Annotated in this window: 24 protein-coding genes and 1 tRNA gene; 13 read left to right on the forward strand and 12 right to left on the reverse strand. The window is 56.6% G+C overall.

Annotation, left to right across the window (positions count from 1 at the left end; translation table 11 throughout):
• From GRI58_RS12280 to GRI58_RS12290, 3 genes are all read right to left on the reverse strand, one after another.
• The coding region (locus tag GRI58_RS12280) for an SOS response-associated peptidase family protein (protein WP_160753906.1) at positions 1-672 on the reverse strand (672 nt) is incomplete at its 3' end.
• A 9-nt stretch (positions 673-681) separates the two neighbouring features.
• A complete protein-coding gene (locus tag GRI58_RS12285) occupies positions 682-1,032 on the reverse strand; it encodes a hypothetical protein (RefSeq protein WP_160753907.1) in 351 nt (116 codons plus the stop codon).
• A complete protein-coding gene (locus GRI58_RS12290; protein WP_160753908.1) occupies positions 1,029-1,256 on the reverse strand; it encodes a hypothetical protein in 228 nt (75 codons plus the stop codon). Before GRI58_RS12290 ends, GRI58_RS12285 begins: the two co-directional genes overlap by 4 nt.
• A gap of 579 nt (positions 1,257-1,835) precedes the next feature.
• On the opposite strand from GRI58_RS12290, the gene GRI58_RS12295 reads away from it, so the two are divergent.
• Positions 1,836-2,429: a hypothetical protein gene (locus tag GRI58_RS12295; protein WP_160753909.1), complete on the forward strand. Its 594-nt coding sequence runs from the start codon at positions 1,836-1,838 to the stop codon at positions 2,427-2,429.
• Between the two features lie 11 nt (positions 2,430-2,440).
• Here the strand turns inward: GRI58_RS12295 and GRI58_RS12300 are convergent, their stop codons facing one another.
• Positions 2,441-3,163, reverse strand: coding sequence for a hypothetical protein (locus GRI58_RS12300; protein WP_160753910.1), 723 nt, complete (start codon positions 3,161-3,163; stop codon positions 2,441-2,443).
• A 231-nt stretch (positions 3,164-3,394) separates the two neighbouring features.
• On the opposite strand from GRI58_RS12300, the gene GRI58_RS12305 reads away from it, so the two are divergent.
• A tRNA-Leu gene (locus GRI58_RS12305) sits at positions 3,395-3,463 on the forward strand.
• An 84-nt stretch (positions 3,464-3,547) separates the two neighbouring features.
• Here the strand turns inward: GRI58_RS12305 and GRI58_RS12310 are convergent.
• Entirely contained in the window at positions 3,548-4,120 is a 573-nt protein-coding gene (locus tag GRI58_RS12310; RefSeq protein WP_160753911.1) for a DUF805 domain-containing protein, read from the reverse strand.
• 418 nt (positions 4,121-4,538) lie between these two features.
• Between GRI58_RS12310 and GRI58_RS12315 the strand changes: the two genes are divergently transcribed.
• The gene (locus GRI58_RS12315; RefSeq protein ID WP_337190975.1) at positions 4,539-4,790 is read left to right on the forward strand and encodes a hypothetical protein; all 252 of its coding nucleotides are present in this window, start codon (positions 4,539-4,541) and stop codon (positions 4,788-4,790) included.
• Between the two features lie 99 nt (positions 4,791-4,889).
• Positions 4,890-5,240 (forward strand): hypothetical protein, encoded by a 351-nt coding sequence (locus GRI58_RS12320; RefSeq protein WP_160753913.1) that lies wholly within the window; start codon positions 4,890-4,892, stop codon positions 5,238-5,240.
• Between the two features lie 97 nt (positions 5,241-5,337).
• On the opposite strand, the gene GRI58_RS12325 is transcribed toward GRI58_RS12320, so the two are convergent.
• Positions 5,338-5,583: a DUF4253 domain-containing protein gene (locus tag GRI58_RS12325; protein WP_337190983.1), complete on the reverse strand. Its 246-nt coding sequence runs from the start codon at positions 5,581-5,583 to the stop codon at positions 5,338-5,340.
• A 523-nt stretch (positions 5,584-6,106) separates the two neighbouring features.
• Positions 6,107-6,337, reverse strand: coding sequence for a hypothetical protein (locus GRI58_RS12330; protein WP_160753915.1), 231 nt, complete (start codon positions 6,335-6,337; stop codon positions 6,107-6,109).
• Between the two features lie 264 nt (positions 6,338-6,601).
• Between GRI58_RS12330 and GRI58_RS12335 the strand changes: the two genes are divergently transcribed.
• Together GRI58_RS12335 and GRI58_RS12340 are read left to right on the forward strand one after the other, a co-directional pair.
• A complete protein-coding gene (locus tag GRI58_RS12335; RefSeq protein ID WP_160753916.1) occupies positions 6,602-6,946 on the forward strand; it encodes a hypothetical protein in 345 nt (114 codons plus the stop codon).
• A gap of 486 nt (positions 6,947-7,432) precedes the next feature.
• A complete protein-coding gene (locus GRI58_RS12340) occupies positions 7,433-8,902 on the forward strand; it encodes a M16 family metallopeptidase (RefSeq protein ID WP_160753917.1) in 1,470 nt (489 codons plus the stop codon).
• Positions 8,903-9,135: 233 nt separating this feature from the next.
• Here the strand turns inward: GRI58_RS12340 and GRI58_RS12345 are convergent, their stop codons facing one another.
• Positions 9,136-9,426, reverse strand: coding sequence for a hypothetical protein (locus GRI58_RS12345; protein WP_160753918.1), 291 nt, complete (start codon positions 9,424-9,426; stop codon positions 9,136-9,138).
• 509 nt (positions 9,427-9,935) lie between these two features.
• The gene (locus GRI58_RS12350) at positions 9,936-10,364 is read right to left on the reverse strand and encodes a hypothetical protein (protein WP_160753919.1); all 429 of its coding nucleotides are present in this window, start codon (positions 10,362-10,364) and stop codon (positions 9,936-9,938) included.
• A gap of 745 nt (positions 10,365-11,109) precedes the next feature.
• On the opposite strand from GRI58_RS12350, the gene GRI58_RS12355 reads away from it, so the two are divergent.
• Both GRI58_RS12355 and GRI58_RS12360 read left to right on the forward strand, forming a co-directional pair.
• Positions 11,110-13,404, forward strand: coding sequence for a TonB-dependent receptor (locus GRI58_RS12355; protein ID WP_160753920.1), 2,295 nt, complete (start codon positions 11,110-11,112; stop codon positions 13,402-13,404).
• Positions 13,405-13,488: 84 nt separating this feature from the next.
• Positions 13,489-15,060 carry an AMP-binding protein gene (locus GRI58_RS12360; protein WP_160754026.1) on the forward strand — a complete coding sequence of 524 codons (1,572 nt, stop codon included), beginning with the start codon at positions 13,489-13,491 and terminating at the stop codon, positions 15,058-15,060.
• 37 nt (positions 15,061-15,097) lie between these two features.
• Here the strand turns inward: GRI58_RS12360 and GRI58_RS12365 are convergent, their stop codons facing one another.
• On the reverse strand, positions 15,098-16,738 hold the full coding sequence (locus tag GRI58_RS12365; RefSeq protein WP_160753921.1) for a carboxylesterase/lipase family protein: 1,641 nt from the start codon (positions 16,736-16,738) through the stop codon (positions 15,098-15,100).
• Complete coding sequence (locus tag GRI58_RS12370) at positions 16,735-18,033, reverse strand: spinster family MFS transporter (protein WP_160753922.1); 1,299 nt, start codon at positions 18,031-18,033, stop codon at positions 16,735-16,737. Before GRI58_RS12370 ends, GRI58_RS12365 begins: the two co-directional genes overlap by 4 nt.
• Positions 18,034-18,262: 229 nt before the next feature.
• Here GRI58_RS12370 and GRI58_RS12375 point away from each other — a divergent pair, with 229 nt between their 5' ends.
• The gene (locus GRI58_RS12375; protein ID WP_337190976.1) at positions 18,263-18,937 is read left to right on the forward strand and encodes a TetR/AcrR family transcriptional regulator; all 675 of its coding nucleotides are present in this window, start codon (positions 18,263-18,265) and stop codon (positions 18,935-18,937) included.
• A 34-nt stretch (positions 18,938-18,971) separates the two neighbouring features.
• On the opposite strand, the gene GRI58_RS12380 is transcribed toward GRI58_RS12375, so the two are convergent.
• A complete protein-coding gene (locus tag GRI58_RS12380) occupies positions 18,972-20,015 on the reverse strand; it encodes a serine hydrolase domain-containing protein (protein ID WP_160753923.1) in 1,044 nt (347 codons plus the stop codon).
• Between the two features lie 108 nt (positions 20,016-20,123).
• Here GRI58_RS12380 and GRI58_RS12385 point away from each other — a divergent pair, with 108 nt between their 5' ends.
• From GRI58_RS12385 to GRI58_RS12400, 4 genes are all read left to right on the forward strand, one after another.
• A complete protein-coding gene (locus GRI58_RS12385; RefSeq protein WP_160753924.1) occupies positions 20,124-21,419 on the forward strand; it encodes an MFS transporter in 1,296 nt (431 codons plus the stop codon).
• A gap of 112 nt (positions 21,420-21,531) precedes the next feature.
• Positions 21,532-22,743 (forward strand): hypothetical protein, encoded by a 1,212-nt coding sequence (locus GRI58_RS12390; RefSeq protein ID WP_202386962.1) that lies wholly within the window; start codon positions 21,532-21,534, stop codon positions 22,741-22,743.
• A gap of 424 nt (positions 22,744-23,167) precedes the next feature.
• Positions 23,168-25,378, forward strand: a complete 2,211-nt coding sequence (locus GRI58_RS12395) for a TonB-dependent receptor (RefSeq protein WP_237452291.1) — start codon at positions 23,168-23,170, stop codon at positions 25,376-25,378.
• Between the two features lie 147 nt (positions 25,379-25,525).
• Positions 25,526-26,254, forward strand: a complete 729-nt coding sequence (locus GRI58_RS12400) for a TetR/AcrR family transcriptional regulator (RefSeq protein ID WP_160753927.1) — start codon at positions 25,526-25,528, stop codon at positions 26,252-26,254.
• Positions 26,255-26,257: the final 3 nt, after the last annotated feature.

Consider the following 26,257-nt stretch of genomic DNA (forward strand, 5'->3'; position numbering starts at 1 on the left):
GGATGCTGTCACCCGTAGAGTTCGAACGGCAGCAGATGATGAGCACCGAGGGCGTCTAGAAAACTCGGGGCTATTCACCCAGCGTTCCTCAGTGCGATTGATCGTGAGCTGGCCCTCCCATCCTGTGCAAAGCTTTATTGCATCTCCGGGATTGCTGTCGGTCCAAGTCGCCCAGTCTTGCTCGGCGAGTAAGACGGGCATCCGTGTGTGGACATCGGCAGCTGGCCCGACAGCATCGGTCATGACCATGGAATAAACCGCGCCCCACTCGTCGCTGTATCGCCAGATCCCTGCTGCTGCAAAGATCTCGGCATCGGGTCGCGACAGCCACGTGCGCGTCATCTGACCTTTGGGCCCCTCAGCTTCCGCCCATGCGGTCATTGGGATCAGACAGCGCCGTTCCTCGAAGCTGTAGCGCCACATGAAGCTGTCGAGCTTGTCGGTGCGGGCATTGTTGACCGGCTTGGGTTTCAACGGCTTTCCAGTGGCCTTGCTCTTCAGCACCAGCGGAAAGCCCCAGGTCATCTGCTGCAGCTTGCCATCGGCGATGACCGCTCCGGGATAGCCGGGATAAACCTCTTCGCCGAAGTTCGCTCCGCCCAGTTCGTTGATCGCGTCGAACCACTTGGTAACTTCGCTCGATCCCTTGTTGAGGCGGTAGAGATTACACACTGGGATACCTCATGCTCGGTAGCGACTGAGCCGGGCCTTCCATTCCCTTTTATCGGGACCTGGAAGCAGCGGCCCTTCGGCTTCCTCCTGCGATTGAATTACCTTCACGTTTCGCACGACGAAGCGCCTTTTTCGCCAACACTCGCCGCAATAGAACCGGCGAGAGAATGTGCGAATATCCTGATCCCATCGCTTGCGCTCCGCAAGCCACCACAATCCCGGCGCATCGACCACGCGCGAATGATCGCAAGCCTTGCAGGTGACGCGCAGATTGACCTTGTAGAGCGCGCAATCGAACAGCGTGCGCAGCGGCATGTAATTCTCGCGGCCTGGAATCCATCCAAAAGGTGGCTGTTTCACATTGCCGCAGTGCCAACGCCAAGCGGAAGCGGCATCTCCTGCGAATGCTCGACAGTGGGCAGATTCGTCCCAAGCCGTTCGACCAGAAACTCGGCAAGATCGATGGCGGCGAGGCGGCGCTTCAGGGCATCGCAATCGCGAAGTGCATCGATGGTAGAGGACGGAGCGCAGCTCAGCGCGAGCTCAAGGTGCGACGTGAGGTAGTGGAGATCGATTCGGGGCATGGGTGAATGAGAACATAAAAGGAACATGTCTGCAAGGTGGCGCTCACATTCTGTCCGCTTTTAGCGCTCGTCAAAGCGCATCTATATGTCACAATTGTTGGGGGAAGCGGCCCCTAGCTCGCTCGCTTCCAAAGCGCCCCAAAAATGCCAACTATTAAGGCAATGCCAAGCGCCCATGGAAAGATGTGATCAGCCACAATTGGTTGCTCTGAGACCGCAAAAGCGAGTGCGGTTAGGACAAACCCAATCGGTAGACCGATCACCGAAAATATTAGGAATCGTGTCGGGTAGAAGCTCATCAGAGGTGCAATAGCATATATTTTTGCGGGACACTCGAGCAAAGGCTGCTGTCGAGCGCGCATCGTCCACAATGGTGTCGTGTCCTGACAGGCAGTTTTCAGGGAAAAAATGCGATTAGCTGCCGTGTCGGCTTTTGGCGCGTTCGGGCGACACATTTAATGTCGTGAATGTTGGGGGAAGCGGACATCAGAACGTTGCCGAGCACTTGCGCAAACCGTCATTCGCAGTAGCCTGCTTTCGAAACTTGATAACAGACGGGCGGGACGCGAGACCAAACCAATGGCCAATAAGACCACCTATACTCGCGCCGACAAGGTCTTTGCCGACCAGTTTGAGCCAACCGATGGTGGGGATTTCATCTATCGCCGAAACCGAAGCGGCCCAGCCGTTAAGGTGACCCCTCATGAGCGCGACCAATTCGTAGATCATTTCGTAGCCGCAAGAACGTGGGCAGGTCGTGGCTTGATGGCAGCGATGATAGCTCTGGCGGTGCTCGGAGCAACTCTTTTCAGTGATACAAAATCTTCGAATTTTGAACAGTTTCTCTGGATCAGTATGAGCGTCGCCGTTGTGGGGTTTTTGATTGTTTGGAAATGGGCTTGGAATGCTCCTGCGCGGACACTGGCCGAGAGGCCGCAAATCGCGCCGCCAATTGAAAAGCTCAAGGCCCGCCAGGCTAGTCTTCGGCGCATGAAGTGGGGCCAGTTTATTTGGGCCGGCATCGCGGTGACAATCGGAGGTGTCTGGCTTGCAACCAAGATCGATCTAATGGCCGGCTGGCATCCGATCATATTGGTGGCGGGAGCACTCTACATCGGATTGGCAATCTTGCGTGTTTGTCAGAAGTGGCAGGCGGATCACGTTCCAGACTAAGGTCAACGTTTTCACTCGGGTACGATACACGTGTTAGATTCCTCACACAGTGTCGGGTCGTTTTGGCACGCGAATTTCCAAGCAGTCGACGCAACAATTGCAAGAATTAGTAGGCTGGCGGCAGTAACCGCACCATTTCCTACGCCAAGCAGCATGGCTTGCTTGAAACTCTTGGCTGTGTCTGTAGCGGGAAAAATCTTGTTGATGGCGGTCGAGAGGTAACTTGCGGCAAACAACCCCCAGCGATGCCCCTTGCTTGCTTTGAGCACTCTGAGGGGTGAAACAAGACCCTGACCAACGGTCTGAGCAAGCGGCCAGCCTGAAAGCATAGGCATGACTATCATTAGATAAAGAGCCGCGGCGGATAAGATTAGGACACCCGCTCCGTCACTGAAACGTGTTAGCCAAATTCCCCCAAACAATAATCCAAGGGGAACGCCGACATTGGCGAGGACTGATGATCCGAACTTAATACCGCCACGCCAACTTACCTTCACCTTTGCCGAAATCATGGTCACTGAAAAGTATGCAAGAAACCAGGTGAGGACGAACAATCCGCCCATGACATTTGCCAGCATCGGATGGATGGCATCTAAAGCCCTAAAGGCTATGTCTGAGCCAAGGCTAAGCACCCCAATTAGGGCAGCGATGCCGAAGCCTATCAACGGCAAGGCATGGAGTTCCTGAAAAACTTCAGAGAAGAAATCTGTTGCGACTATGGTGCGTGGCGTCATCGCTCAACATTGCTCGGCAGTTTCAATGCACGCAAGTTACAAAGTCACAATCAACGATTGCCCTTTGTAGCCTGAATGACAGACTTACGTCCGCTCTTGGGTCGAACTAAGCCACGTAGCTTCGTCGCCAATCTTGGGGGAACGGCCATTGTGGCAATGGTCAACGCGATGGGACCTGAACCTTAGCCACGTGAGCCTTACAAAAGGCAGGCGGCATGATATATGGCTCGAGGCAGCGTGGCGGAATGGAGACGCACCGGGCCAAACCCGGAGGTTGCAGGTAAACCCCTGCCGCTGCCAAACTTAAATTATTTCTCTACCCGGATGTCCGCAATGGTGTCGATCTGAGCCATGCTGCTAGGTCTCAAATTTGGGGGGAAGTGGTCATTCGCCGTCCCGCTCCGGCGCGCTTTGCCCTGCGAGCAAGACGATCAGCCAGATCATAGTGATGATGTACAGCAAGTTGCTGAAGAAAATAGAGAAGAAGAGGGTCATGTCGGACTGAGCACCGGGCCCGATCGATGAGAACATTCTCGGCACCTGTATCGAAGAATAGATTATGAAAGGGAAGGGCATAAAACCCCAAAGGCCTGACTTCCCTCGATCTCGCAGGCGTCGCACTACGGCAGCAGCATACAGGACGAAAGCGAGGCCAAAGGTGGCCACGAGGTAAAGCAGGATCGACTCCTTCGGCATAAGCTCTGGAGGATCGCCACGCACGGAGATAGAGTATTGACTTGGCCCACTTGTCACCGACACCTGCTCGGGGTGCTGCGCAGCAAACTGCTGCATCTCTTGCATTGCGCTCATCATCATAGGCACGAAGATGATCATCCCCACTACCATGATGATAGCGAATGCGACCGCTGCGTAAGGCCAAAAGCTGGCGCGGTCTTCTCTGCCACTAAAATCGGCAAGCCTTTTAAAGTGCTCTCTGATAGTAACTGTATCTGGCATGTGACCACTTCTTGTGATTGTAATCGGCACAATCTGTATGGCAGTTATACCTAGCTGTTAAGCGTCCGCAATTGGGTCGTGTCCCGACAGGCAGCTTTTAGCTTGGACCGTTCCGGAAGCAGACATTTGCATCCATCGCCAATGTCTATGCAACTGAAGGTCGGCTTTAGGGCATAGCGGTCATGAAACCTGCCTGTCGGCTAACGACACCATTGCGGACATTGAGATTGCGCTGCAAGCTGGTCCCGATGCCACTAGATTTGCCGACTGTCCGATTTAGCAGCGGCATTGGCGTGGCGGTCTTGTTAGGATTGGTCACCGCACCACAAGCCGTTGCAGAGGCGAGGCCACACACATGCAAGAGCGACTAGAGCGAGATGCGCCCCTTCCAACCGAGATGCAGGGTCATTGGGTTGACGTGGACGACCCCTCGACGGGTCTTGTCGTAAGCGGTGGCGAGGTCACGTATTCCGGGCAAGGTGTCGATTACGATTACAAGCTGATTGGTCAGGCGGACGGCGCTGTCACAGTGAGCCTTAAGGTCAACGACGAGTCAAAAGACGACACCTTTCAGCGTTCCAACATCACCGAGTTGGTCATAACGCCTGATGGCGAACTTCACGCATACAACGTGAAGTTTGCCAGCCAGTTCGCGCGAGTGTCTCGCTGATTACTGGCGGACGGCAGAAACCCCCAACAAATCCGCCATTTCGGCCGGTCAGGACACGACAACGTTGCTGCCGCTAGGCGTTCGCGTTATTGTCGCTAGATGACGATTGTTGCTTTGCGTGCCGGGGACCGAGTCGAATTAAGAGGTGGCTATGATTTTGAGCCTGCTTGGCTCAGTGGGCGAGTCTCTTTGCTGGGCAGCGTAGCCACCTTCATTCCGGGCCAGAATGATTTGCCTGCCGCCGTGGTGGCGCTCGATGATTCGATCAGCGTGGATGGCGTCAGAGGTTCAACGGTTGTCCTCGAGCAGCGGTATGCGGGCGCCACTTGGACTGAGACGGGCGTTGTTCACGTGGAGCTTTGCGACTTTCAACCGGAACGAATACGGTGGCAGGACCGCCGTAAAGGCAAATGGGTAGAAAGTCATGCTCAATACAAGAAGGTTGGCTGACTGCGGTTGCGTCAGCTTCCCCCAACATTGCAGACAAAACAGCCCGACTGTGCTCGACAACTTTAGTTGCCCTTAGAGACGTCCCGAAAACGTGCCTTCAATCCCACCAGAAGTTCCACCAATGGCCAGTCACCATGGTGCCAGCCAATGTGGACAGTGTCTCAGTCCCCTGGTCGACGATGTCCGGGCAATAGTGGTAAATTTCAGTGGCGACGGAAAGCGCTTCCGCCCGCTGCACCGGAGGTTTGGTCACGCGAGTGTCCATTCGATCACCATTGATCCCGACAAGTTCGAGGCCATATGCACCGATGGGAAGTGGCGCGGCCTCTGGCGAAGCTGGAATCCTTCGCGCGTTCTCTAACTGGCTGGGACGACCTGCACGCTACCTAACCCACGGCAATCGAGACGACAGCAATGTCTGGAATCCCCAACATTCACTTCGATCCGGCGATCCAGCCGCATCACCGATAGCCGTCATTCGTTCACGTGAACGGCAGCTTTTCGCGATTTTGGCCTGAAACCGGATTTCGCGACACGACAACAAAATACGCCGTTCTGAAAGGGTAGTGGGAACGATGACTTGGGCCGAACGCTGCGATTCAATAGCCCAGCAATCAGCTGCGGCTAGACGCCCTAGAATTGGCCTTCACTACGTCCTCTGCACCGTATCGGAAGCTGTGCTTTTGCTAGCTTATTTTTCTCGTACTAAGCCTTACGCCTTTCAAGAAACTCAAATATCAATACAGATAGCAGTGCAACCGTGACGGTTACGTAATGATCTATAAAACGAAAGAAAAATATCATCATTACAAATAATGTGATATAAAATATTTTACTTCTTAACGAGTAATCCATTTTGAATTCCTTTATTTGCATCCATAAGCAAATTGCTGCAACTTTATCGAAGTGGAATTAGTCCACAATGGGAAAATGAAAAAATCAGATAAGCCGGTTGTTGCTCCGCCAGCAGCTTTCGCGCCTGCTGAGGCGATTGCTCCCCCACCCACGGTTCCCGTAATTGATGTGTAGGTTGGTAAATCAAGTTTGTCACAAGCACTCGCCAGCGCATCGCATTGTAACGTCTGGTTCACTGTCATTCATACACATTGTGAATCCGTTGGAAGCCGCGCAATGAGATGAGTTATCCCATCGTACCTCTTCTGCGACTTCGGTTCCGCATTTTGCGGCTTCATTCTCTGGGTGAAGTCTAAAAACCATCGGCGCGCACGTCCGATTGAGGGCGCGAAGCTGACACGCTGGTTCGCCCTCGTGAACGTCCACTATCCCCAACAAATCCGCCATTTCGGCCGGTCAGGACACGACCCATTGCGGACATGATGTTAGTCGTTAGATTGAAATTCATGCGCGTTCGTTTGATTGCATCAATCGCTCTTCTCGCAGCCGGATGCGGATCGGCTCGATCACCAATCCCGGAAATCGCACAAGGGCTGCCGAACAACTATTCCGAAGGTGAAAGAGTTTTCGATGCCCGCTTAAAAGCACGATTTCCTGTTGGAACATCGACAAATGCTCTTGCCGAAGAGTTGACGAAACAAGGCTTCTCGGTGACGACGCAGATTAATGGCGGTGGAGCAAACTACACCGACAAGGGGTTTCTCGTTTCAAGCGTTTGGAACATCGGGTGGAAGGCCCAAGGTGGACGTATCACAGACATTTGGGGTGTCTATGGCGGTCGCGGCCCTTAGGTCTTCTTCCCCCAACATTCCCGTCAATCGGCGACCGTGCAGGGCCTCCTGAGAGCGGTCAGTCATTCAGATGGGAATTTGCCACGTGACCTAGGCAGTCGCAAAGTTACCCTGTGTCGTCTGCCGATGAAGAACATGAGGGTGCGGTCTCCTTTGCACATCTGCAGTCGCCTTTGTTCCACGCTTGGTCGGCAATAACCTTATTCCCGTAATTGCTGACAGTGCGCATGCGTAAGATTCATCGTGCGCTTTATTTTGGAACGTCCGCTCCCCTAAGGTCCACGCCGTTTGCGCACTGTTTATGCATTGTAATTGCGGACGTTTCGACCCCGTGGGTGCGGTCATTTTATCGCCGCAAATTCCCGCCAAAGCCAATGTTGCTCGCGATACTATTGTACTAATCAACGAAAAATTGGAGAGGAATTAATTTGCGTGCAAAGGCCCAGTCGATCATCGATTTGTCTGATTGCGTTGTCTCTATTCCTCATGGGGGTGCCGTCACATGCGGGCGATTTTACGAAGACCTCTGATTTAGCCGAAAATGAAGTCAGAGACGTAAATTCGGCTGATGGCGGCTGGCGGCCCGTGGTCAGCGGGCATCTGAAAAACGGCGTGCGCTTCGCAATCCTCCCGCGCCGTGATGCTGAGCCAGGTTTGGGTGTGTTAATGCGCAACGAGGGCGGCTTCATCGAAGAGCGGCGCCCCGGCGAGCGCGGCTTAGCTCACTTGATCGAGCACATCGCTTTCCTCAGTCCGACCATAAACGCGCCTGACGATCTGCATCACCTAATAAAGATCGGCTCGCACTTGACGCTTCCAGCGCCTTCGGCTGGCACCACGTCATGGCGAGAAACAAACTATTTCTTCTCGACCACTACTAACAGCCTGGAGAACCTCGACAAAATGCTGGGGCTGTTGCGTGAAGTCGCGACCGATCTGACCTTCCGGCGCGACGCGGTTGATGAAGGACGTGCCCAAGTCGTTCAAGAGATGGCTGGCAGGAAGTCTGGCAACGATATCTATGCCGATTACATTGCAGCTGTTGCTCCCGGTTCGCCCACCGATGTGATTGACGCCCAGAACTCCGACGATGTGCCTAACGCGAACATCAATACCATTCGGATGCTTTACCACCGGCTGTATCAACCCGCGAACATGATGATCGTAATTGTGGGGAATGTCGATCCAGCGAAAGCAAGACGCTTGATCCAAAAGCGGTTTGGAGACTGGAAAGGTACCCGCTTCGTGCACACCCGCGTGTCCCAATTTCAATCGGACAAAATCAGGCCGATTAGCTTCTCGGCGCGCCAGCAAGGGCGTAGGATTGCGATGGTAACAGTAGTGGCGCCAACGCCACTTCGTGAAAAGTCGTCTCGCCTTCAGGCTGAGTCTATGCTGATGGACATGCTTGCGATCCGCGTCGTCAACAATCGTCTTGGGCGCACACGACCACACTCCACGCCCGGAAACGTTGGAATGTTCATCGATGATGGCAGTCAGGGGCAACGCATGATCATGCTCTGGAACAACTTCGGCCAAGGCCAATGGCAATCGGCGGTCTCGGCCTTGTGGCGCGCAACATGCGATATTAGAACCAAAGGTTTCTCCGACAGCGAGTGGGAGACGGCAAGACTAGACGTGTTGCAAGACCTTCAGCAACGCGCAAACACGATGGGTGAAACCCCCAATGTCGAACTGGCAAAAGACCTGTCGCATGCCCTTGCGATGCACCGTGAGCTGATTCCACCGGACCAATTACTGCGCTATGCGCGTTCCTATTTGCCCACCATCAGATCAGCGCAAGGCAATCAGTGGTTCAAAAAGCAATGGCGAAGGGGGAAAGAACATCTACGAGTTGAAGCGCCAGAGCTTGCTCAGACCACAAAACCCATAGCCGCGATCCGAGCGACGGCTAGTCGAGCGACTAACCCGGCTATTTGCAAAGTGCGTCAATAGATAACTTCGATAACCTGACACAGCGACTATTGCGATGCGTATCTTAAGGACGATCGTGTAAGCGAGGGCTTTGGGAATGTGCCACCTCAAGCTCGCCATTCTGCAAACCACCTCATTTCCCTTCGTTTCAACAATTCGGTTGCATCGCCGATAGCTGTCAGTCGTTCACGTGAACGGCAGCTTACCCCAACAAACCCGCCATTCCAGCCGGTCAGGATACGCCAACATTGCAGTCATGATCTTGGTTTCCACCATGCATAGGCTAGCGTGATCCAGCCAATCACGAAGGCGGTGATGGCAATCCAGCCAGCAGCAAATGGCAACTTCGGCGCGCAGTAATCGAAGCAAAATGCATTGGGGCCGGACGTTGGGGCTTCAACACCAAAGAACTCCGCGAATTGCTCCCAACTTCCCATGATTGCATGATAGATGTAGGCCTGCACAATCCATGCTTGAATTGCCCCCGCGATCAGCGAGATCGAAAACAGCACCATTGCGAACAATAGCCGTCTGTCGCGTCGCATCGTCCCTACTCCAGCAGCGTTGTAGGACCATAGCATAAGTCGTCGTGCGTCCGCTTCCCCCAACATTCATGACAAACCGATGTAATTCGTGGAGCGCTGAAAGCGGTCATCCAGACGCTAGAACGGGTCCGCTATGGGTCGTGATGGTAAATGCGATCCTACCAAAGTGCTTTCACTAGGATACTTGAAGCGGCAACACGAAGCGGAGTTTGGGAAGTGTTTGGGTTTGATGGAAACCAGCCGCCCAAATCCAGTAGAAACACGTTTTAATACATGCGCTTGTGTCAACCGCTATAGTCGATTTCGTAATGATGGGGCCACAGGTTCGAGTCCTGTAAGCGGCACCAATTTTCGTTTACGGATAGAAACGCGCATGTTCGGGATGCCATACCGGACAATGCTGGGCTCCTCCGGCATTTTCCGGATCGTATGTGGTCTGGCTGCTTTTGGAGCTTGGCCGAAAAAACTGGGCTGTCGGCTAACGACCAATTGCGGACATGAAAAAATATTCAGACGCAATCACCAAAGCTAGGCGGACCATCATCGGCTAGGAGCTCATCGACAGCCCTATCAAGTTCACCAGCGTCTGCCGACTTGAAGCCATCGTAGCTTTCAGCAACATCACCTTCGCAGATATAACGGTGGTCCTCACTGTTGAGGTTCTGACCTTCCTTGAACTTTTCAAGAACGGCCGGGTCTCCGCCTGTGTTGCGGACTATGTAGTCATCGAACCTCTGAGAGTAGCTTGCGATCCTCGCCTGAAACTCAGGGTCTTGGCCCGCACGGCATTGGTTCCCCACCTTCTCTACGAAATAGATGAACGTCCCAAGGCAGAGAACGCCCCTCCCGGGCACTTCGTTTGGCGGCGCTGCTGAGATCAGGCCAATGCATGATACGGTCAGCACAGCGAAACGCGAACAGGTTCGTATGTCGATCATTAATGGATCATACGCATATTTTCAGAGGTTTGCCAAAACGTCCGCTCCCCACCTCATAGTCAGACATTCCGAGGCCTCTCGGAATTTCCTGAAAACGGACACTGCCGAAATTTGACGGCTATGACCGCTTTCGGGAGTCGCGGGCGATTGCGCTAATGACCGAAACTGAAGCTCGAGGCGGAACCTATTAGGGCAAATCAGTGGAAATTATCCAATGATCTGAGTGCCCATTTTTGTCTTCTATGGGGCACCACTCTTCTTGAACCGCAGAAAACCGCCATTTCTTGGCTACCCCATTCATGACTGCTGAGAACTTTTGCAAGAGACGTGCGCTGCCATGTCCGCTTCGCGCCCGAAAAATCGGTCGTGCGTGTGGTCAGGATCGTTCCCCGAAAGCTGCCGTTCGTTCAGGTTAGCGCCTACGGGAGCTAAACGCCCTCAACTGTTCTCATGCGAATTGCATTAACCCTCTCCCAGAGCAATTATCCGCTTAGGGCAGGGCACAAATATGAACTCTTGACCATGGGGTTCACTGGTGTGGCGCACAATGACCCAGCCTTCATTGATTGCTGAAAAGGAAGGGTACCCGCCATCCTGCTGACAATGAGATTGCAGCTTAAGACACGATTATCGACCCGCTCGCAAAAACATTCACTCGGACGAGAATTAATGTTGTAATTTGATAATCGAGGGCGCATTAAGCCCATCTGCGCCGCAAGAGCGCTTTTGAGTGATGGGAGAGGTTATGAAGGTACTGCCACTTTGCCTTGGCGTGTCAGCATTGGCACTGACCTGGGGTGTACCGGCTTTCGCGCAGGATGATGCGGCGACAAGCACGGGAACTGTCACAAGCGAGAGCGGCCAAACGGCGGCAGGCGATCGCGCAGATTCTCCAAACGCTGTCGGCGAGATTGTAGTTACTGCTACGCGGCGCAGTGAGAATCTGATGACCTCGCCGATTTCAGCCTCGGTTCTCTCGGGCAGCCAGCTCGCAAACAAGGGCGTGACCGACGTTGATGCGCTGCAGTTTGCGATGCCTAGCGTGGTCGTGAACAATTTTGGCCAGGGCAACAATTTCAACGTCCGCGGAATTGGTAAGGCAGAGCACAACACGCAGACCACCACCGGCGTCATCGTCTATCGCGACGGTGTCCCGACTTTTCCCGGCTATGTGCAGGGCGAGCCTTACTATGACATCGCCAATATTCAGTTGTTGCGCGGACCGCAGGGTACGATCGTGGGTCAGAATGCCACCGGTGGGGCGGTCTTCGTCAACACCAACGACCCGGTCATCGAGGGCGGCGTTCACGGTTACGTGCAGGCGCAGGCGGGCAATTACGCCGATCTGGGGGCGCAAGGCGCGGTCAACTTGCCGATCAGCGACACCTTCGCGATGCGCGTGTCGCTCTTTGGCGAAAGGCGCGATGGATTTTACAATATCACCGGTCCGGGTGGTGCGACGTATTCGGACAACAACGACCTGCGCATGGCGGCCGGGCGCATCAGCTTCCTATGGAAGCCCAGCGCCAATTTCTCGGTCCTGTCGAAAACTGACCTCGGCTACATGAACTTCGGCGCCTATCCGGCGAGCCCTTATTGGCAATCGATGAAGACGCTGCCGAATGGTTCGGCCAATCCACGCTATGCCGACCTGTTCGATATCACCGCCAATGCCCCGATGGGTGCGCGCGACAAATTCGTGCGATCAATCCTGAAGCTCGAATATGTCACCGATGGCGGCATGAAGTTCCGATCGGTCTCATCGCTTCAGAACGCGAACACGCTCTATCAAACCGATCTGGACGGAACATCTTCCGACTCTCTCAATCCCATAACGCTCCAGCCGGTGCCGAACTCCTACTTCTTCGATACGGTAACCGAGACCCAGGTCACCCAGGAATTCAACATCATTTCGCCCGATAACCAGCGGGTGACGTGGCTGGCGGGCGCGTTTGGCTTGTGGAACACCTACTTCTTCCCGGCACCGTATGACAATTTCACCATCAACGTGTGTTATCCTGTGGCGACGAACCCGGCCTGCCTCTATCAGCTGAAAGGTCGCAATCCGGAAAGATCGCTGGCCGCCTTCGGACAGATCGGCTTCAAGATCACGCCCAGCCTCAAGCTCGAAGTAGGCGGGCGTTACACTGCCAGCCGGTCGACCAATCATGTCGATGTCATGCAATATGGGACCTATATTCCGGACGAACAGACGGTCACCTCCGACAATTTCTCGTACAAGGTATCGCTCGGGTGGCAGGCGTCGCCGGATCAGTATCTGTACGGCTTCGTCGCGACCGGTTTCCGGCCTGGCGGTCTCAACGTGCCGGTCGGTCTGGGCCTGCCGACTCCGTTCGATCCGGAAACCGTGCAATCGTTCGAAGCAGGTTGGAAGGGCAATTTCCTCAACGGCAAGCTGAGGACGACGCTGGATGGGTACTATAATAACTACAAGAATTTCCAGGTTATTATCGGTTATCCGAATTATCCGACCTTCGGGATCGAGCTCAACGTTCCCGGCACGACGAAGATTTATGGTTTTGAGGCGACCACCGAACTCAATCTCGGAAACTTCTCACTGAATGCGGGCGTCAATGTTCTGCACAGCGAACTGGCTCAATTCTATGCCTCCGATTCCCGCCTGCCGAGCACGACGCCATGCGATCCCAACGCTGGGCCGACAAGCGCGACTTGCATCGATCTTAAGGGGCGCGAACAAACCTATGCGCCGAATTTCACTTTCAATGTGGGGGCTCAGTACAAGATACCGCTCGGAGAAAAATCGACGCTGACGCCTCGCGTCAACTTCGGGCATATCGCGCCGCAATGGGCGACGTTGTTCGAAAATCCCGCACTCGGAGATCGGTTGGTTGCGCGCAATGTGCTGAACGCGCAGCTCGAACTCAGTCGCGGTGACTGGTCGATCACTGCCTATGCGACCAATCTGACAGATCAGCATTATCCCGGGGCGCTCATCAGCGGGCTCTATCTTGCCGGTCCACCGCGCCAGTATGGTGTCAAGATTTTCAAGACTTTCTAACCGATCTGGACATGGTCACGCCTTCGCTCGCACTCGCGAGCAGGGCTGGCTGTGGCATTCGGGGCAATCGAGGGCGGCGAATTGATGCAAAGCTACAGCCTGACGGTCGACAAGTTTCTCGATCACGCCGCCAAATGGCACCCCCAAGCATTTGTCGCCGGCCACGCTGATGATGGAATGGTGGCGACTGGCTATTCAGTTCTGCGGGAGCGCGCCAACCGGATGTCGGGCGCGCTCGCCTCGCTTGGCATTGAACCAGGCCAGCGTGTCGCGACGCTCGCCTGGAACACCTTGAACCACTTCGAGTTCTACTTCGCCGTTATGGGCGCCGGCATGGTCTGCCATACGCTCAATCCCCGCCTGGTGACTGCGCAGCTCGCCGCCATGATCACTGAAGCGGACGACAGGGTGCTGGCGGTTTCTGTCGATCTTCTGGACATTGCCCGGGAATTGCGCGCCAAATGTCCGTGTCTCGAACAGCTGGTGGTTCTCGATGGGAATGTCGATCCCCAGGCACATGGGAACGGCGTAGGGCAGGTTTGGGATTTTGAGACGCTGCTGCAGCGGAATGGCGCAAACCACCCATGGGGTGTGTTTGACGAGAATTGCGCGGCAGGGCTTTGCTATACATCGGGCACGACGGGCCGGCCCAAGGGCGTGGTCTACACCCACCGGTCGAATTACCTTCACACGCTGCGTGCTCTGCAAGCCGATGCGCTCGGCATCACGTCACGGGATATAGTGCTGCCTGCAGTTCCGATGTTTCATGCCAATGGCTGGGGCATCCCCTTTGCAGCACCAGCAGTCGGAGCTTCAGTCGTGCTCCCCGGCAGGCACTTGGACGGCGCCAGTCTGGCGCGATTGCTGACCGAATATGAAGTGACGGTTGCGGTAGGGGTGCAAACGGTATGGCTTGCGCTAGCGGACCATACCGAGGCCACCGGCGAGCAGTTTCCTTCCCTGCGCCGCGTACTGGTCGGTGGATCGACTTGCCCCGACGCGCTTCGCTTGCGGTTGGAGCAGCAGCTTGGCGTTGAAATCCAGACGAGCTGGGGCATGACCGAGCTATCCCCCATCGGTACGATTGCCGCGCCGGGCGCACCAGGTCCGGACGGAAGCTCGGGACGGCCCGCGTTTGGTCTCGATCTCAAGCTGACCGACGCCAGCGGGCAAACGCTAGCCACTCAGCGCAACCAGCTCGGCCATCTCAAGGTCCGCGGGCACAGTGTAGTCGATCGCTATTTCGGTGAGCGGGATGATGCACTCGACGGCGATGGATATTTCGACACCGGCGATCTGGCGATCCTAGACGATGCAGGAAATCTAACGATTGGGGGCCGATCGAAGGATCTGATTAAATCGGGCGGCGAGTGGATCAATCCGACCGAAATCGAGACAGTGATCGGGATGCACCCGTCTGTGCGGCATGTTGCCGTGATCGGGAGACCTGACGCAAGGTGGGGTGAACGTCCTGTCGCCATCGTCGAAGCCGATGATTTGGCCGATGATCCCGTGAAACTGCTCGGGCTGCTCAAAGGCAAAGTAGCCGACTGGTGGATTCCTGACGAGATCTTGTCGATCCCCTCGATGCCGCTGGCGGCATCCGGCAAAATCGACAAGCAGAGCCTACGCGCGCAGTTCGCTTCCGATCAGTAGATAGCCAAATGCAGGGGGTTGGTCCCGACCTAGAACGCTAGTCGCATCCCGGAGCCTTGGGCGGCAAAGGGCTAGAGACGATGCCGATGTTCCAGGGCCACGCGATCTTACCCGTGGCCCGGCGGCGACACATGACTTCCTCGTTGAGTTCGAACATGCCGGGCATCAGTTCGGTCTGGGGGTGCGGCGCATCGGTGAAATGCATGAACGACCGGTTGGCGCCAAATGTGGGCCATGCAGGATGACCGGGAGCGGCGGGTACCCCGGTTTTGACAAAGCTGCTCCAGTAATCGATCATCGCATTGGATAAATCGTGCTGCTCGGTTGTATCGGGTATCGCGGGCCAATGCGGTCCGACGCCATCGAATGTGCCGAACACAAAAGGCAGTTCGCTGGCGTGAAATGCGTGCAGTCCGGCCTTGTCCATGGCTGGGTAGCCGTGATCGAATTCATATAAGTATGATTTCTCGCCGATTGAATCCTGCTTGCGCGCAAGCCTTTCGGCGGTCCATGCGTACAGCGCATCGCGCGTCGTCTCGAGGATGCTTTCCTCGTAATCTTGAGCCGGATACAGCTTGAGGAAGGCATCGGCGAGTTCGCCATACCGCGCGCGGATCTGCTTTTCGTATTCTGCTGCACTAGCAGGCGGCTTAGGCGCCAACATCCTTAGCGAGCGAATTTCACCCTGGTTAAAGCCCGCGAGTACCGGCACATGCGCTTGCTTGCCCTGATCGAACGCCGTGACCATTTGTTCAGGTAGCAAGTCGCCGTCGACCAGCCCCCAGGGCATGAACCCCGCCGCAGCGGCCGCCGAGGTCAGTGTTTTGGGATCGATCGCGCGCATCGCGGCGATGTCCTTGGCATGGACGGCCTGCTGCACCAGAGCACCGACCGCTTCACCTGACGGCATGCCGAAGACGGGCTGCCTGAGCCGCGGCATGGCAATCATATAGCCGCTTTCAACGATTGCCCTTTGGAACAGACCGCGCGCTGCCGGTGATTCCATGAGATAGATTGCGCTCAACGCACCGGCGGATTCTCCGGCAATGGTGACCTTTTCAGGATCACCCCCGAAAGCGGCGACATTGTGCTTGACCCAGCGCAGCGCTGCGATCTGGTCCATCAAACCGTAATTGCCTGAGATATGCCGGTCGTTTTCGGCGCTCAGCGCGGGGTGAGCCATCCACCCAAGGACGCCCAGCCGGTAGTTGATCGAAACGAGCACAATTCCTCGCTTAGCCAGCTTCGCGCCATCGTATAGCGGCTCCCGGCTCGACCCGGTCACCAAGGCCCCGCCATGAATCCACACCATGACCGGCGCATTCTTCGCGTGAGCAGGCGCCCAGATATTCAAGGTAAGGCAATCCTCGCTCATCGGGAGCGGTTCGCGCGGGGAATAGATGGTGGAAAGCTTGCCTTCTGGCTGGATGCAAGCGGCGCCAAACTGTTGCGCAGAGCGAACCCCGGACCAGCGCGGCATCGGCTGGGGTGCTCGCCAGCGCAGCTTACCGACCGGGGGCAGGGCGAACGGGATTCCCTTATAGACATCCAGTCCATCCTGCGTAGTTCCGCGCAGCTTGCCGGCGGGCGCATCGACCACGGTTTGGTTGCTCACTTCAGGGGCTTTTGCGCCGGTCGCGAGCAGGCTCGCGGCAGCGAGAAGATGCAGAACTTTCATTGCACACTCTCCATTGGTCGTGGTGTTTCCTTGCCGAGACGACGGGCGAGTATCGCGAACAGCAAAATCGCGACCGCATAGAATGGCGCGAGGGTGTACAGCGCGATCTGGAGGGAATGCGGGTGCCCATGCGCGGCAAAGAAGTCGCTTGCCTGGCCGACATAGGTCGGCCCCAACCCCAATCCGATAAAATTCATCACCAGCAGCAACAGCGCTCCCGCCAGCACGCGCTGATCAGGTCGGACTTCCTCCTGCACCAGTGCGATCGATGCCGAGAGATAGAAGAAGTTGAGAAACATTACCGCTGTGAGCAGGACCAGCGCCAGCGGCCAGCTCGGGACAGCCACGAACCCGAGGTAGAATGGCAGCGCGAGGGTTAGCGAGACCGCAGGTGCCAGCGCGTAGCCTTTCCTCGATTTCCGGGTGATCCTGTCGATGATCCGTCCGGAGACTATCATTCCTCCACCCATGCCAATACCTAGCACCAGCGCGTACCAGATGGCCACGTTGGACAGCGTCATCGCCTTCTCACGCATCAGGAACAACACGGAAAAATTGCCCATACCGTAGGTGATGAATTGGGTGGCGCCGCTTCCCAACGCGGCCAGCATAAGCACGGGATTCCTGAAGAAGGCGCGGACGGTAGCCCAGAACGGCGCCTTGCCTGATGGCGCATCGGATCGCTGGGGATCAAGCCCACCACGTGGGGGGTCGCGCAAGACAAGCTTCACCAATGCGGCCGTCACCAGCCCTATTGCACCGATTGCCAGAAAGGCATCGCGCCAGTCGAACGCAACCGCGATTGATGCACCGAATGCGATCCCGAAAGCCGCGCCAATTGGCGGCCCGAGATTGTAGATGCCGAGCGCGCTTGCGCGTTTGCCCGGTGGATAGCTGTCGGTAATGATAGCATAGGAGGGCGGAACACCGCCTGCTTCGCCAAAACCTACCATCATGCGCGCGATCACGAGCTCGGAATACGTGGACGCAAGGCCGCACCCGATCGTCGCCGCGCTCCATATTCCGCAGGCGAGCGAGAGGATGGTGACCCGATTAGCCCGGTCAGCCACCCAGCCGATGGGTATGGCGATGAAGCAATAGAACAGGGCGAAATAGAAGCCGCCAATCAACCCCAGCTCGCCATCGGTGATGTGCAGCGTGTCCTGTATTGGCTTGGCCAGGATGCCCAGCAACGATCGGTCGAGGAAGTTTATGATGTAGACGAAAGTCAGGACCGTCAGGACGAGCCAGGGAGGACGGGCAGATTGTGTCTGCGTGCGGATGGCTGGCGTCATTGACCGATATTCCGGTGCCACTCCCACGTGGTTGAAGGTGCCGCCTGAGCCGGCTGCCGTTGTGCACGCATCTGGTCCAAATCCTCTCTCCAGGATCAAATTCTTTTTGTGACTGTATGTCCGCGCTGGTGCTGCTCCTGTCAATACACACTATCATGTGAATGAAGATTATTCCGATACACCGTCGAAGTGCTTGACGGGCGGAGCCACAAGAGGAAGGACGATTGGTGTGAACGAACCGAAAAAGCCCAAACGCGTTTCCCGCAAGGCCGAGCAACGTGCCGCCACGATGGAACAGATTCTCGATGCGGCCGAGTTTCTGTTTGCCCAGCACGGCCTCTACGGCGTGACGCTGAAAGACGTCGCCAAGCGTGTCGGTGTGCATCACACGCTGCTCAACTATTATTTTACCGACAAGCGTGAGCTGTTCGATCAGGTGTTCGCGCGCAGGGCTCTCGTGACGAGCGAGCGCAGGATGCGCGCGCTCGACGAGTACGAGGAATCCTGCGGCGGAGATATTACGATCGAAGGCGCGCTGCACACGTTTCTCGACACGGATCTCGACTTGTACATCCAGGGCGGCGAGGGCTGGAAGAATTATGGCCAGCTCAGCTCGCAAGTCGCCAATACGCCCGAATGGGGCGCAGCCATGATGGATAGCCACTTCGATCCTGTGGTCCTGCGCCTGATCGAACTCCTCCAGAAGGCGCTTCCCGAAGCCGATCCAAAGGACGTGTTCTGGGGATATCACTTCGTGTCGGGCGCGCTGATGCTCACGCTCGCAAGGACCGGTCGCATCGACAAATTGTCCGGCGGCCTGTGCCAATCGGAGGATTTCGAGGCGGTCAAAGGACGAATGGCCGCCTTCATGGCCGCCGGATTTCGGAAGATTTGCGAAAAGTAGATCACGACCTCGCCCAGATCCGATGGCAAAACGGTTAGCCCGAAACTTCGGGAACTCGCATTAGCCTGGTCCACAATTGCTGGTCGAAATCTTTGTCTTTCGCCGCAGCGCCGGTGCGCACGATCACCAGACCAAGACTGGGCACAATATAGACGCGGCGGTCTAGGTAGCCCAAAGCCGCGACCATATCTGCTGGTGCCGCAGGTACGAGCATACCGGATTTCCGCGCACCATAAGCTCCGATGAAATAGGAGCCGCCGTTGAGCCACCACAGTCGACCATAGGCCGGGTTCGTCTGCGATGGGACGAACATCTTCTGCAAGCTTGCCGCAGACACAATCCGCTTGCCCGTTGGGGCGAGGCCGCGATGCAGCACCATCTGCCCGAAAATTGCCGAATCGGTTGGCGTGGTGACCAGCCCTGTGCTGTTGCCCACTCCCGCAAGCGCAGCGGGACGCTGACGCCACGCAGTGTCGGTCATTCCCAGCGGACCGGTCAGCCACTCGCGCGTCATGGTTTCGAGTGAAAGGCCACTTGCCGCTGCCAGGATTTTCTTGGAAATCGCGTAGACTGCGGTGTTGTAGAAGAACTTCGTGCCGGGCGGTGCCTTATAGGCAAACTTCTCGTCCAGCCCTGAACTCATGGTGAGAACATCGATCACCCGGATCGCATGTTCCTGCTCGGACGTTGCGTGCGACCAGCCCGAACCGATATAGGAATCGACCGGGCGGCTGACATCGATCATGCCCTTATCGATCGCGATTGCCACCAGCACCGACACAAAACTTTTCTGCTGCGAAGCGACGTCTTCAAGCAACTCGCCGTTGGCGGCTTTGCCATAGTCGAAAATCGCGAAAAGCTTGTCATCGGCAGGTGCAGGCCAGTTTTCGGCGATGAGCTTACGACCGTGACGCATGACCAGAAAACCCGTGGTGTTTTGCGAGTGAACGTAGTCGACAACGTCGCGGACGGGCGCTGAATCGATCGAATTTGTCGCCGCTGGTCCTGCCTCCGATAATCTCGGATTGCCATTCGTCGCACAGGCCGAAAGCCCCAGTGCCATGATGGCGCATGTCATCCGCGTGAGCCTCAATGTCGCTCTCCTCTCGCATCCCTCAATTGACATTCACTCATGAGTGAGTGATGTCAATGGCCAGAAAAGAACGTGTTTGGGTGGAGAGGTCTCATGGCGAAAGCGCCAGCCGAAGCGAATCGAGCGAATATCAAGGTCGCGATGATGGCTTCGGCCGGGGCTGCGGTAGAATGGTACGATTTCTTCATTTACGGCACAGCTGCGGCGCTGGTGTTTCCGCACCTGTTCTTCCCCGAAACCATGCCGCCGCTGATCGCGCTACTCGCGTCATTCAGTACCTTTGCCGTCGGCTTCGTAGCCCGACCGGTGGGTGGTATGATTTTCGGTCATTACGGCGATCGCCATGGTCGCAAGCGCGCGCTGGTGCTGGCTATGTTTGTCATGGGTCTGGCGACGTGCCTGATCGGCTTGCTGCCAAGCTATCATAGTATCGGGATTTTCGCTCCGCTTGCGCTGATCGTCCTGCGCTTCGCGCAGGGGCTGGCAGTCGGAGGGCAATGGGGGGGAGCGGCCCTGCTTGCTATCGAGAGTGCGCCGGCCGGCCGACGTGGTTTCTATGGGAGCATGGTGCAGGTGGGCGTGCCATTGGGCGTGGTGTTTGCCAACACGATGTTCCTGATCATCAGCGCCTTGACCAGCGACGATGCGTTCATCGCGTGGGGTTGGCGTATTGGTTTCATTGCCAGCGTGGCACTGATCTTCATCGGGTTGGCTATCCAGAACAGAGTGGAGGAACCTGCCGTCGATCCCCAGGAAGACATGGCTGCCTCGACCGAAAACTCGCCGTTGATGCAGGCTGCTCGAGAGCACTGGCGAGAAATTATCTTGGCCGGCGGTGCCTTCGTCGCCAACAACACCTGCTTCTATGTCGCTATCACCTATGCGGTCGCCTATGGCACCGGCACGGTTGGCCTGTCGCGCGACCTTTTGCTCCTCGCCGTCATGGCGTCGAGTATCCTCATGATTCCCGTGCTTCCTCTTTGCGGCTGGATCTCTGATCGGCTCGGACGGCGCGGCATATTCCAGCTGGGCGCGTTGCTCGCTGCTGGGTGGGCATTTGCCATATTCCCGTTGATGGATTCGGCTTCACCGGTTGCTGTCATGCTCGCGATCGCTATCGAAATGATATTTCTCAGCATGATGTATGGCCCGCAGGCGGCGCTTTTTGCCGAGTTGTTCCCGCGATCCGTTCGCTATTCCGGTGCATCGCTCGGCTACCAGCTCGGCGCCGTGGTGGGGGGTGGCTTCGCACCGATCATCGCGACCGCCCTGTTTGCGGAATATCACTCGACGTTCCCCATTGCGGTCTATCTTTCGGCCATGTGCCTTGTGTCCTTTGTGAGCGTGGCGCTGCTGGGCAAGAGGCGCTTCAGCCGCGAATTTGCATAGGGCGATCTACATCAGGCAGAGGAAAGGTACGGCGATGTTCGACACCAGCAGGCGCAGTTTTATAAGTGCGGCGTCGTCATTATCGCTGGTGGGGATGGCGGGATCTGCAACAATGACCAAGGCGCATTCGATCGAAGCGGATCTGAGAAAATACATCGGTTACGGGATCAAGCGCGCGGGTGGCCCCGGTGACATGGCCTGCGGCAACTGGCTCGCCGAAGAGTTAGAAGGTGCCGGGTACACCGTCGAACGGCAGACGATCTCGGTACCCTTTTTTAGCGAGCGTCAGGCCGAGCTGAGCGCGGACGATACGAGTTGTGTCGTCTATCCGCAGCCAATCGTTGTCGGTACAGGTCCGGCAGGAGTCTCTGGCCCTTTGGTTCGGGTCGACGCCCAGGGGCGTTGGCACGGATCACTTGATGGAGCGATCGCGCTGGTGGACCTTCCGTATGCGCGCTGGTCGACGCTGCTCGCGAAAGCTGCGCGCGAACCGATCGGAAAAGCGTTTGCTGGCGGTGCGGTTGCGGTGGTCGCGATAACCAACGGCCCCACGGGAAAAGTCATAGCGCTAAACACCGATGGCCGAAAGCCGATGTTCGGCGGACCGTTCGCCCTGATCGCGCCGGAGGATGCAAGTCCGTTTCTTGGCATGGCCATGAACCGCGCCGCGGCAAGGCTGGTTATCGACGGTAAGTCAGGGCGACGCGATGCATTCAATTTCGTCGGTCGGATGGATCGCGGCAGGGACCAATGGCTTGCGGTCTCCACGCCGCGATCGGGCTGGTTCACCTGCGCGGGTGAGCGTGGCGGCGGAGTTGCGGCATGGCTCGATCTGGCGCGCAGGGCCATCCGCAAGTTCCCGGCGTACAACCTCGCCTTTATCTGCAACACGGGCCATGAATACGAGTATCTCGGGGCAGCAGAGGCGATGAAGAAGATCGCACCACCGCCTGGGAAAACGAGGTTCTGGCTTCATCTTGGGGCTAATGTCGCCGCACGTGACTGGCACGATCTCGGTGGCCAACTCACACCTTTGCCCAGCGTCGACAGCCAGCGCTATCTGTCGGTCTCTCCCGCACTGGTCGATATGGCAACCAAGGTGTTCGAGGGGCAGCCGGGGTATGAGGCGCCGGTGTCGAGCAAAATCCTCTCGGCGGGCGAGCTCGATGAGGTGATAGCGGCTGGCTATTCCACGGCTGCCGGGGTCTTCGGGCTCCACCGTTATCATCATGTCGCGTTGGACGACGAACGATGCCTCGACATTGCTGGCACCAGCTCGGCAGCCGCCGCATTCGCCGACTTTGTGGAGCGTGTTCTGGGCTGAGCTTCGGCGACTTCAGCATTCAGGAATGTTGATCGCCGAAGTGGTGGATGAGCGACAATCGTCGTTACATCATACGTCGGAGTGCAACGCGAGCGGCAGAGGGTTGCGCGCACTCACAATTTCTTTTTTTGTGGATATTATACAGCTTTGTCAGCTGGATAGATCGTCCTTGGCTGTCTGAAACTCGTCATTCCAATCTGCTCAACCGGTCTAAATATTGACTGATGAGACAGTCAGTATTGACTCGCTGACGGTCCAGGTGGCATCTCTCTCGGTGTCCGCAAGAGCGAGCCAGAAAGGTAAGCCAAGTCGGCAGGGAGAGAGAGATATGAGGGGCCTGTCTTTAGGCGTTTCGTTTGTCGCGTTGCTAGCTGCGACGAACCCGGTAAATGCGCAATCCGAAGCCAAAACGAACACAGCGACTATGTCGGGGCAGGGCGACCCCGACACGCAGGACCGGCTTGGAGCCACCGACACCGATCCCAATGAGATCGTGGTCACGGCGACGCGGCACAAGGAACGCCTGCAAGACGTCCCCATCAGCATCACCGCGTTCTCGCAAAGCGACTTGACGCAAAAGGGCATCGTTGGATTTTCGGGGATTGCCCGCCAGACGCCGGGCGTTGTGCTCAATGAGCGCAGTGACAACAATCTCAGCATCACGACACGCGGCGTCTCGACCAATGGATATCAGGCCGGGCTGCAGAGCACGACAACGGTCTATCTCGACGAACTACCGCTCACCACGATTGGTAATTCGGTTACGCTCAATCCAAATCTATACGATGTCGAGCGCGTCGAATTCCTGCGCGGCCCGCAAGGAACGCTGTTCGGCTCGGGATCGCTGTCGGGCGCATTGCGGATCATCACCAAGAGCCCCGAACTCGACAGCTTCGATTCCTCCGCCCTGGCCGACATCGGCGTCACCTTCGACGGCGGTGGGATACGGCAACGCTACAATGGCATGGTCAACGTCCCGTTGGTCGAAGACAAACTCGGCCTGCGCGTGGTCGGTTTCTACCGCCACGAGGACGGTTACATCGACAATATCGGGCTTAATCGCAGGAACTCGAACACGCTGAAGGATTGGGGCGGCCGGGCGATCATGTTGTTCAAGCCTACCGATCGACTGAGCATCCGGCTGATGGCGCTTTACGAAGACAGCTATCCTGAAGACGCATCGCTGGTCACGCCCTCACTCGGCGATCGAAAGCGTTACACGACGATCCCCGATCTCTACACTTCCAAGACACAGCTGTATAATGGCACAATCGAATATCAGTTGAATGGTGCCCACCTTACGAGTTCGACCAGCTACGCCCATCAGGACGGCCTTTTCGTCGTCGATTTGAGTGGCACATTCGGTCTCGCGCTACCGTTCTATCTGTTTGACCACGGTGTCTGGAATACCTTCGTTCAGGAAACGAGGCTGGTATCCGACCCAGGTGGCAAGATCGACTGGACGATTGGTGGGTATTATCTGCATCGGGACAGCTTCCTTGAAGGTCGACAGACATCGACCCCCGAATATCTCGCGGCGAAGGGGATTACAGGTCTTCCGGCGGATGCCACCTTCAACCAGTTCAGCAGCGATACGCGCAGCTATGAGTTGGCGGGATTTGGCGAGCTGACCTATCACCTGACCGACAAGCTGTCGGCGACGGGCGGTATACGCTACGGCAAATATGGCGGGACGTTGGACACATATGCGGGGTTCAATTCCCAGTATTTCGTCTATGCGCTGTCGGGCATCTCCGGTCCGCTGGCACGGATCCCCACCGCGCCGACATCCACCACATATCCGTCCTCGGCCAAGGCATCGTGGAAGGCGAGCCTTACCTACATGCCGTCGCGCAACCTTACGACATACGTCACGGTGGCGACCGGCTATCGAACCCCGGTTTACAATGCGCGAGCAGGCCTCGTCAGCACGGTCGATCCGAGCGATATTGTCATCCCACCGGGTGCGACATCGGACAATCTGATCAATTATGAAGCCGGACTGAAAGGCCGATTCTGGGATGGTAAGCTGACCGCCAACATCGCGGCCTATTACATCGACTGGCGCAACATCCAGGTGCAGGCCAATCGACAGTCCGATTCCGTCCAGTTCTCGACCAATGTTGGCGGCGCGGTCAGCAAGGGACTGGAGGCCGAAATCACACTGGCGCCCGTACGCTGGCTGACGCTGGGGTTGAACGGGTCGCTCAACGACGCAAAAATCACCGATTTGACGCCCGAGGAGGCCGCGATTTCCGGTGCGGTCAAGGATGCTCGTCTTGCCTCTCCGCATGTTCAGGGATCGCTATTCGGTAATTTGAACTATGATTTGATGGGTGGCGCCAAGGGCTTTACCGGGTTCCAGGTGCAATATGTTGGGTCGTTCCCCGATGGCTTCCCCAACACGCCGGGTAAACCGAGTGTGCCGAGCCCGCTGTTCGATTACACCGACGCCTATACCAACATCAACATTCAGACTGGTATCAGGATCGGGAGGCTCACTACCACATTCTACATGGAGAACGTGACCAACAGCAGGGCGGTCACCTATGTGCACCCCGAAGCCTTCATCTACAGCCGTTATGCTATCTTGAGGCCGAGGACGTTCGGTGTCCGCGTCGGGTACAATCTCTAAACGTTAAGCAGACCAAGTAACGGGCTTTCGGTAAAGCCCGTTGCTTGGGGCAAAGTTCTTCCGGTGCGAGACTTTGGTCGTCGTCGAACAGTCGTTGACGACGCGGCAAAAGTTGACGCCTTTCGAGCCGAACGACATTTGAGGCAGATGACCAGCACACCTTCAACAACATCGCAGACGACCTCCAGACCGCCACGTCAGCGGCGACACAAGGAACGCGCCCGTGAGGCCTCGATCGAGCGCATATTGGACGCTGCCGAGCAGCTCTTCGCCGAATTCGGATATCACGGTGTTACGCTGAAGGATGTCGCAAAGAAGGTTGGTGTGAGTTCGACCCTCCTGCACTATCATTTCAGCGGCAAGGAAAGCATCTACGAGGCTGTGTGGGCGCGCAAGGCCCCCATATCCTCGCGCAATCGCCTCGCCGCCATGCGTCGCTATGCCGAAGAAGTTGGCGACGATGTCACGGTCGAAGGTGCCCTGCGAGCATGGATCGATACGGACCTTAATGCTCAGATTGAACAGGAAGAATACTGGTCAGCATTCGGGCGCATCGCCGCCCAAGCAAACAGCTCGGTCGGCTGGGGGGCGGAGAAAATGACCAATTACTTCAATCCGGTCGTGCTGGCGCTGATCGATCTGCTCAAAAAGGCCATGCCCGATACCGATGAAGAGCGGATCTTCTGGGGCTACCATTTCGTCTCGGGCGCCATGACCCACAATATGGCGCGCACCGGCAGGTTGGACGAATTGTCCCATGGGTTGTGCTCTTCCGGCGATTTTGAAGCCATCAGGCAACACATGGGCACGTTCATGGCTGCAGGCTTTAAGGCGATCTGTGAGGGCACGGAAGCTGCATCATCGAAATCGGGCTAAGGC

The organism is Qipengyuania algicida, assembly GCF_009828025.1.
Classification (GTDB): domain Bacteria; phylum Pseudomonadota; class Alphaproteobacteria; order Sphingomonadales; family Sphingomonadaceae; genus Qipengyuania; species Qipengyuania algicida.

Bases quoted from the DNA above. Each gene is read 5' to 3' on its own strand.
- GRI58_RS12400 (WP_160753927.1), top strand. From the start codon at position 25,526: ATGACCAGCACACCTTCAACAACATCGCAGACGACCTCCAGACCGCCA.
- GRI58_RS12355 (WP_160753920.1), top strand. From the start codon at position 11,110: ATGAAGGTACTGCCACTTTGCCTTGGCGTGTCAGCATTGGCACTGACC.
- GRI58_RS12300 (WP_160753910.1), bottom strand. From the start codon at position 3,163: ATGACGCCACGCACCATAGTCGCAACAGATTTCTTCTCTGAAGTTTTT.
- GRI58_RS12335 (WP_160753916.1), top strand. From the start codon at position 6,602: ATGCGCGTTCGTTTGATTGCATCAATCGCTCTTCTCGCAGCCGGATGC.
- GRI58_RS12320 (WP_160753913.1), top strand. From the start codon at position 4,890: ATGACGATTGTTGCTTTGCGTGCCGGGGACCGAGTCGAATTAAGAGGT.
- GRI58_RS12390 (WP_202386962.1), top strand. From the start codon at position 21,532: ATGACCAAGGCGCATTCGATCGAAGCGGATCTGAGAAAATACATCGGT.
- GRI58_RS12365 (WP_160753921.1), bottom strand. From the start codon at position 16,738: ATGAAAGTTCTGCATCTTCTCGCTGCCGCGAGCCTGCTCGCGACCGGC.
- GRI58_RS12345 (WP_160753918.1), bottom strand. From the start codon at position 9,426: ATGCGACGCGACAGACGGCTATTGTTCGCAATGGTGCTGTTTTCGATC.
- GRI58_RS12330 (WP_160753915.1), bottom strand. From the start codon at position 6,337: ATGACAGTGAACCAGACGTTACAATGCGATGCGCTGGCGAGTGCTTGT.
- GRI58_RS12360 (WP_160754026.1), top strand. From the start codon at position 13,489: ATGCAAAGCTACAGCCTGACGGTCGACAAGTTTCTCGATCACGCCGCC.
- GRI58_RS12310 (WP_160753911.1), bottom strand. From the start codon at position 4,120: ATGCCAGATACAGTTACTATCAGAGAGCACTTTAAAAGGCTTGCCGAT.
- GRI58_RS12385 (WP_160753924.1), top strand. From the start codon at position 20,124: ATGGCGAAAGCGCCAGCCGAAGCGAATCGAGCGAATATCAAGGTCGCG.
- GRI58_RS12340 (WP_160753917.1), top strand. From the start codon at position 7,433: ATGGGGGTGCCGTCACATGCGGGCGATTTTACGAAGACCTCTGATTTA.
- GRI58_RS12295 (WP_160753909.1), top strand. From the start codon at position 1,836: ATGGCCAATAAGACCACCTATACTCGCGCCGACAAGGTCTTTGCCGAC.
- GRI58_RS12350 (WP_160753919.1), bottom strand. From the start codon at position 10,364: ATGATCGACATACGAACCTGTTCGCGTTTCGCTGTGCTGACCGTATCA.
- GRI58_RS12370 (WP_160753922.1), bottom strand. From the start codon at position 18,033: ATGACGCCAGCCATCCGCACGCAGACACAATCTGCCCGTCCTCCCTGG.
- GRI58_RS12380 (WP_160753923.1), bottom strand. From the start codon at position 20,015: ATGACATGCGCCATCATGGCACTGGGGCTTTCGGCCTGTGCGACGAAT.
- GRI58_RS12290 (WP_160753908.1), bottom strand. From the start codon at position 1,256: ATGCCCCGAATCGATCTCCACTACCTCACGTCGCACCTTGAGCTCGCG.
- GRI58_RS12395 (WP_237452291.1), top strand. From the start codon at position 23,168: ATGTCGGGGCAGGGCGACCCCGACACGCAGGACCGGCTTGGAGCCACC.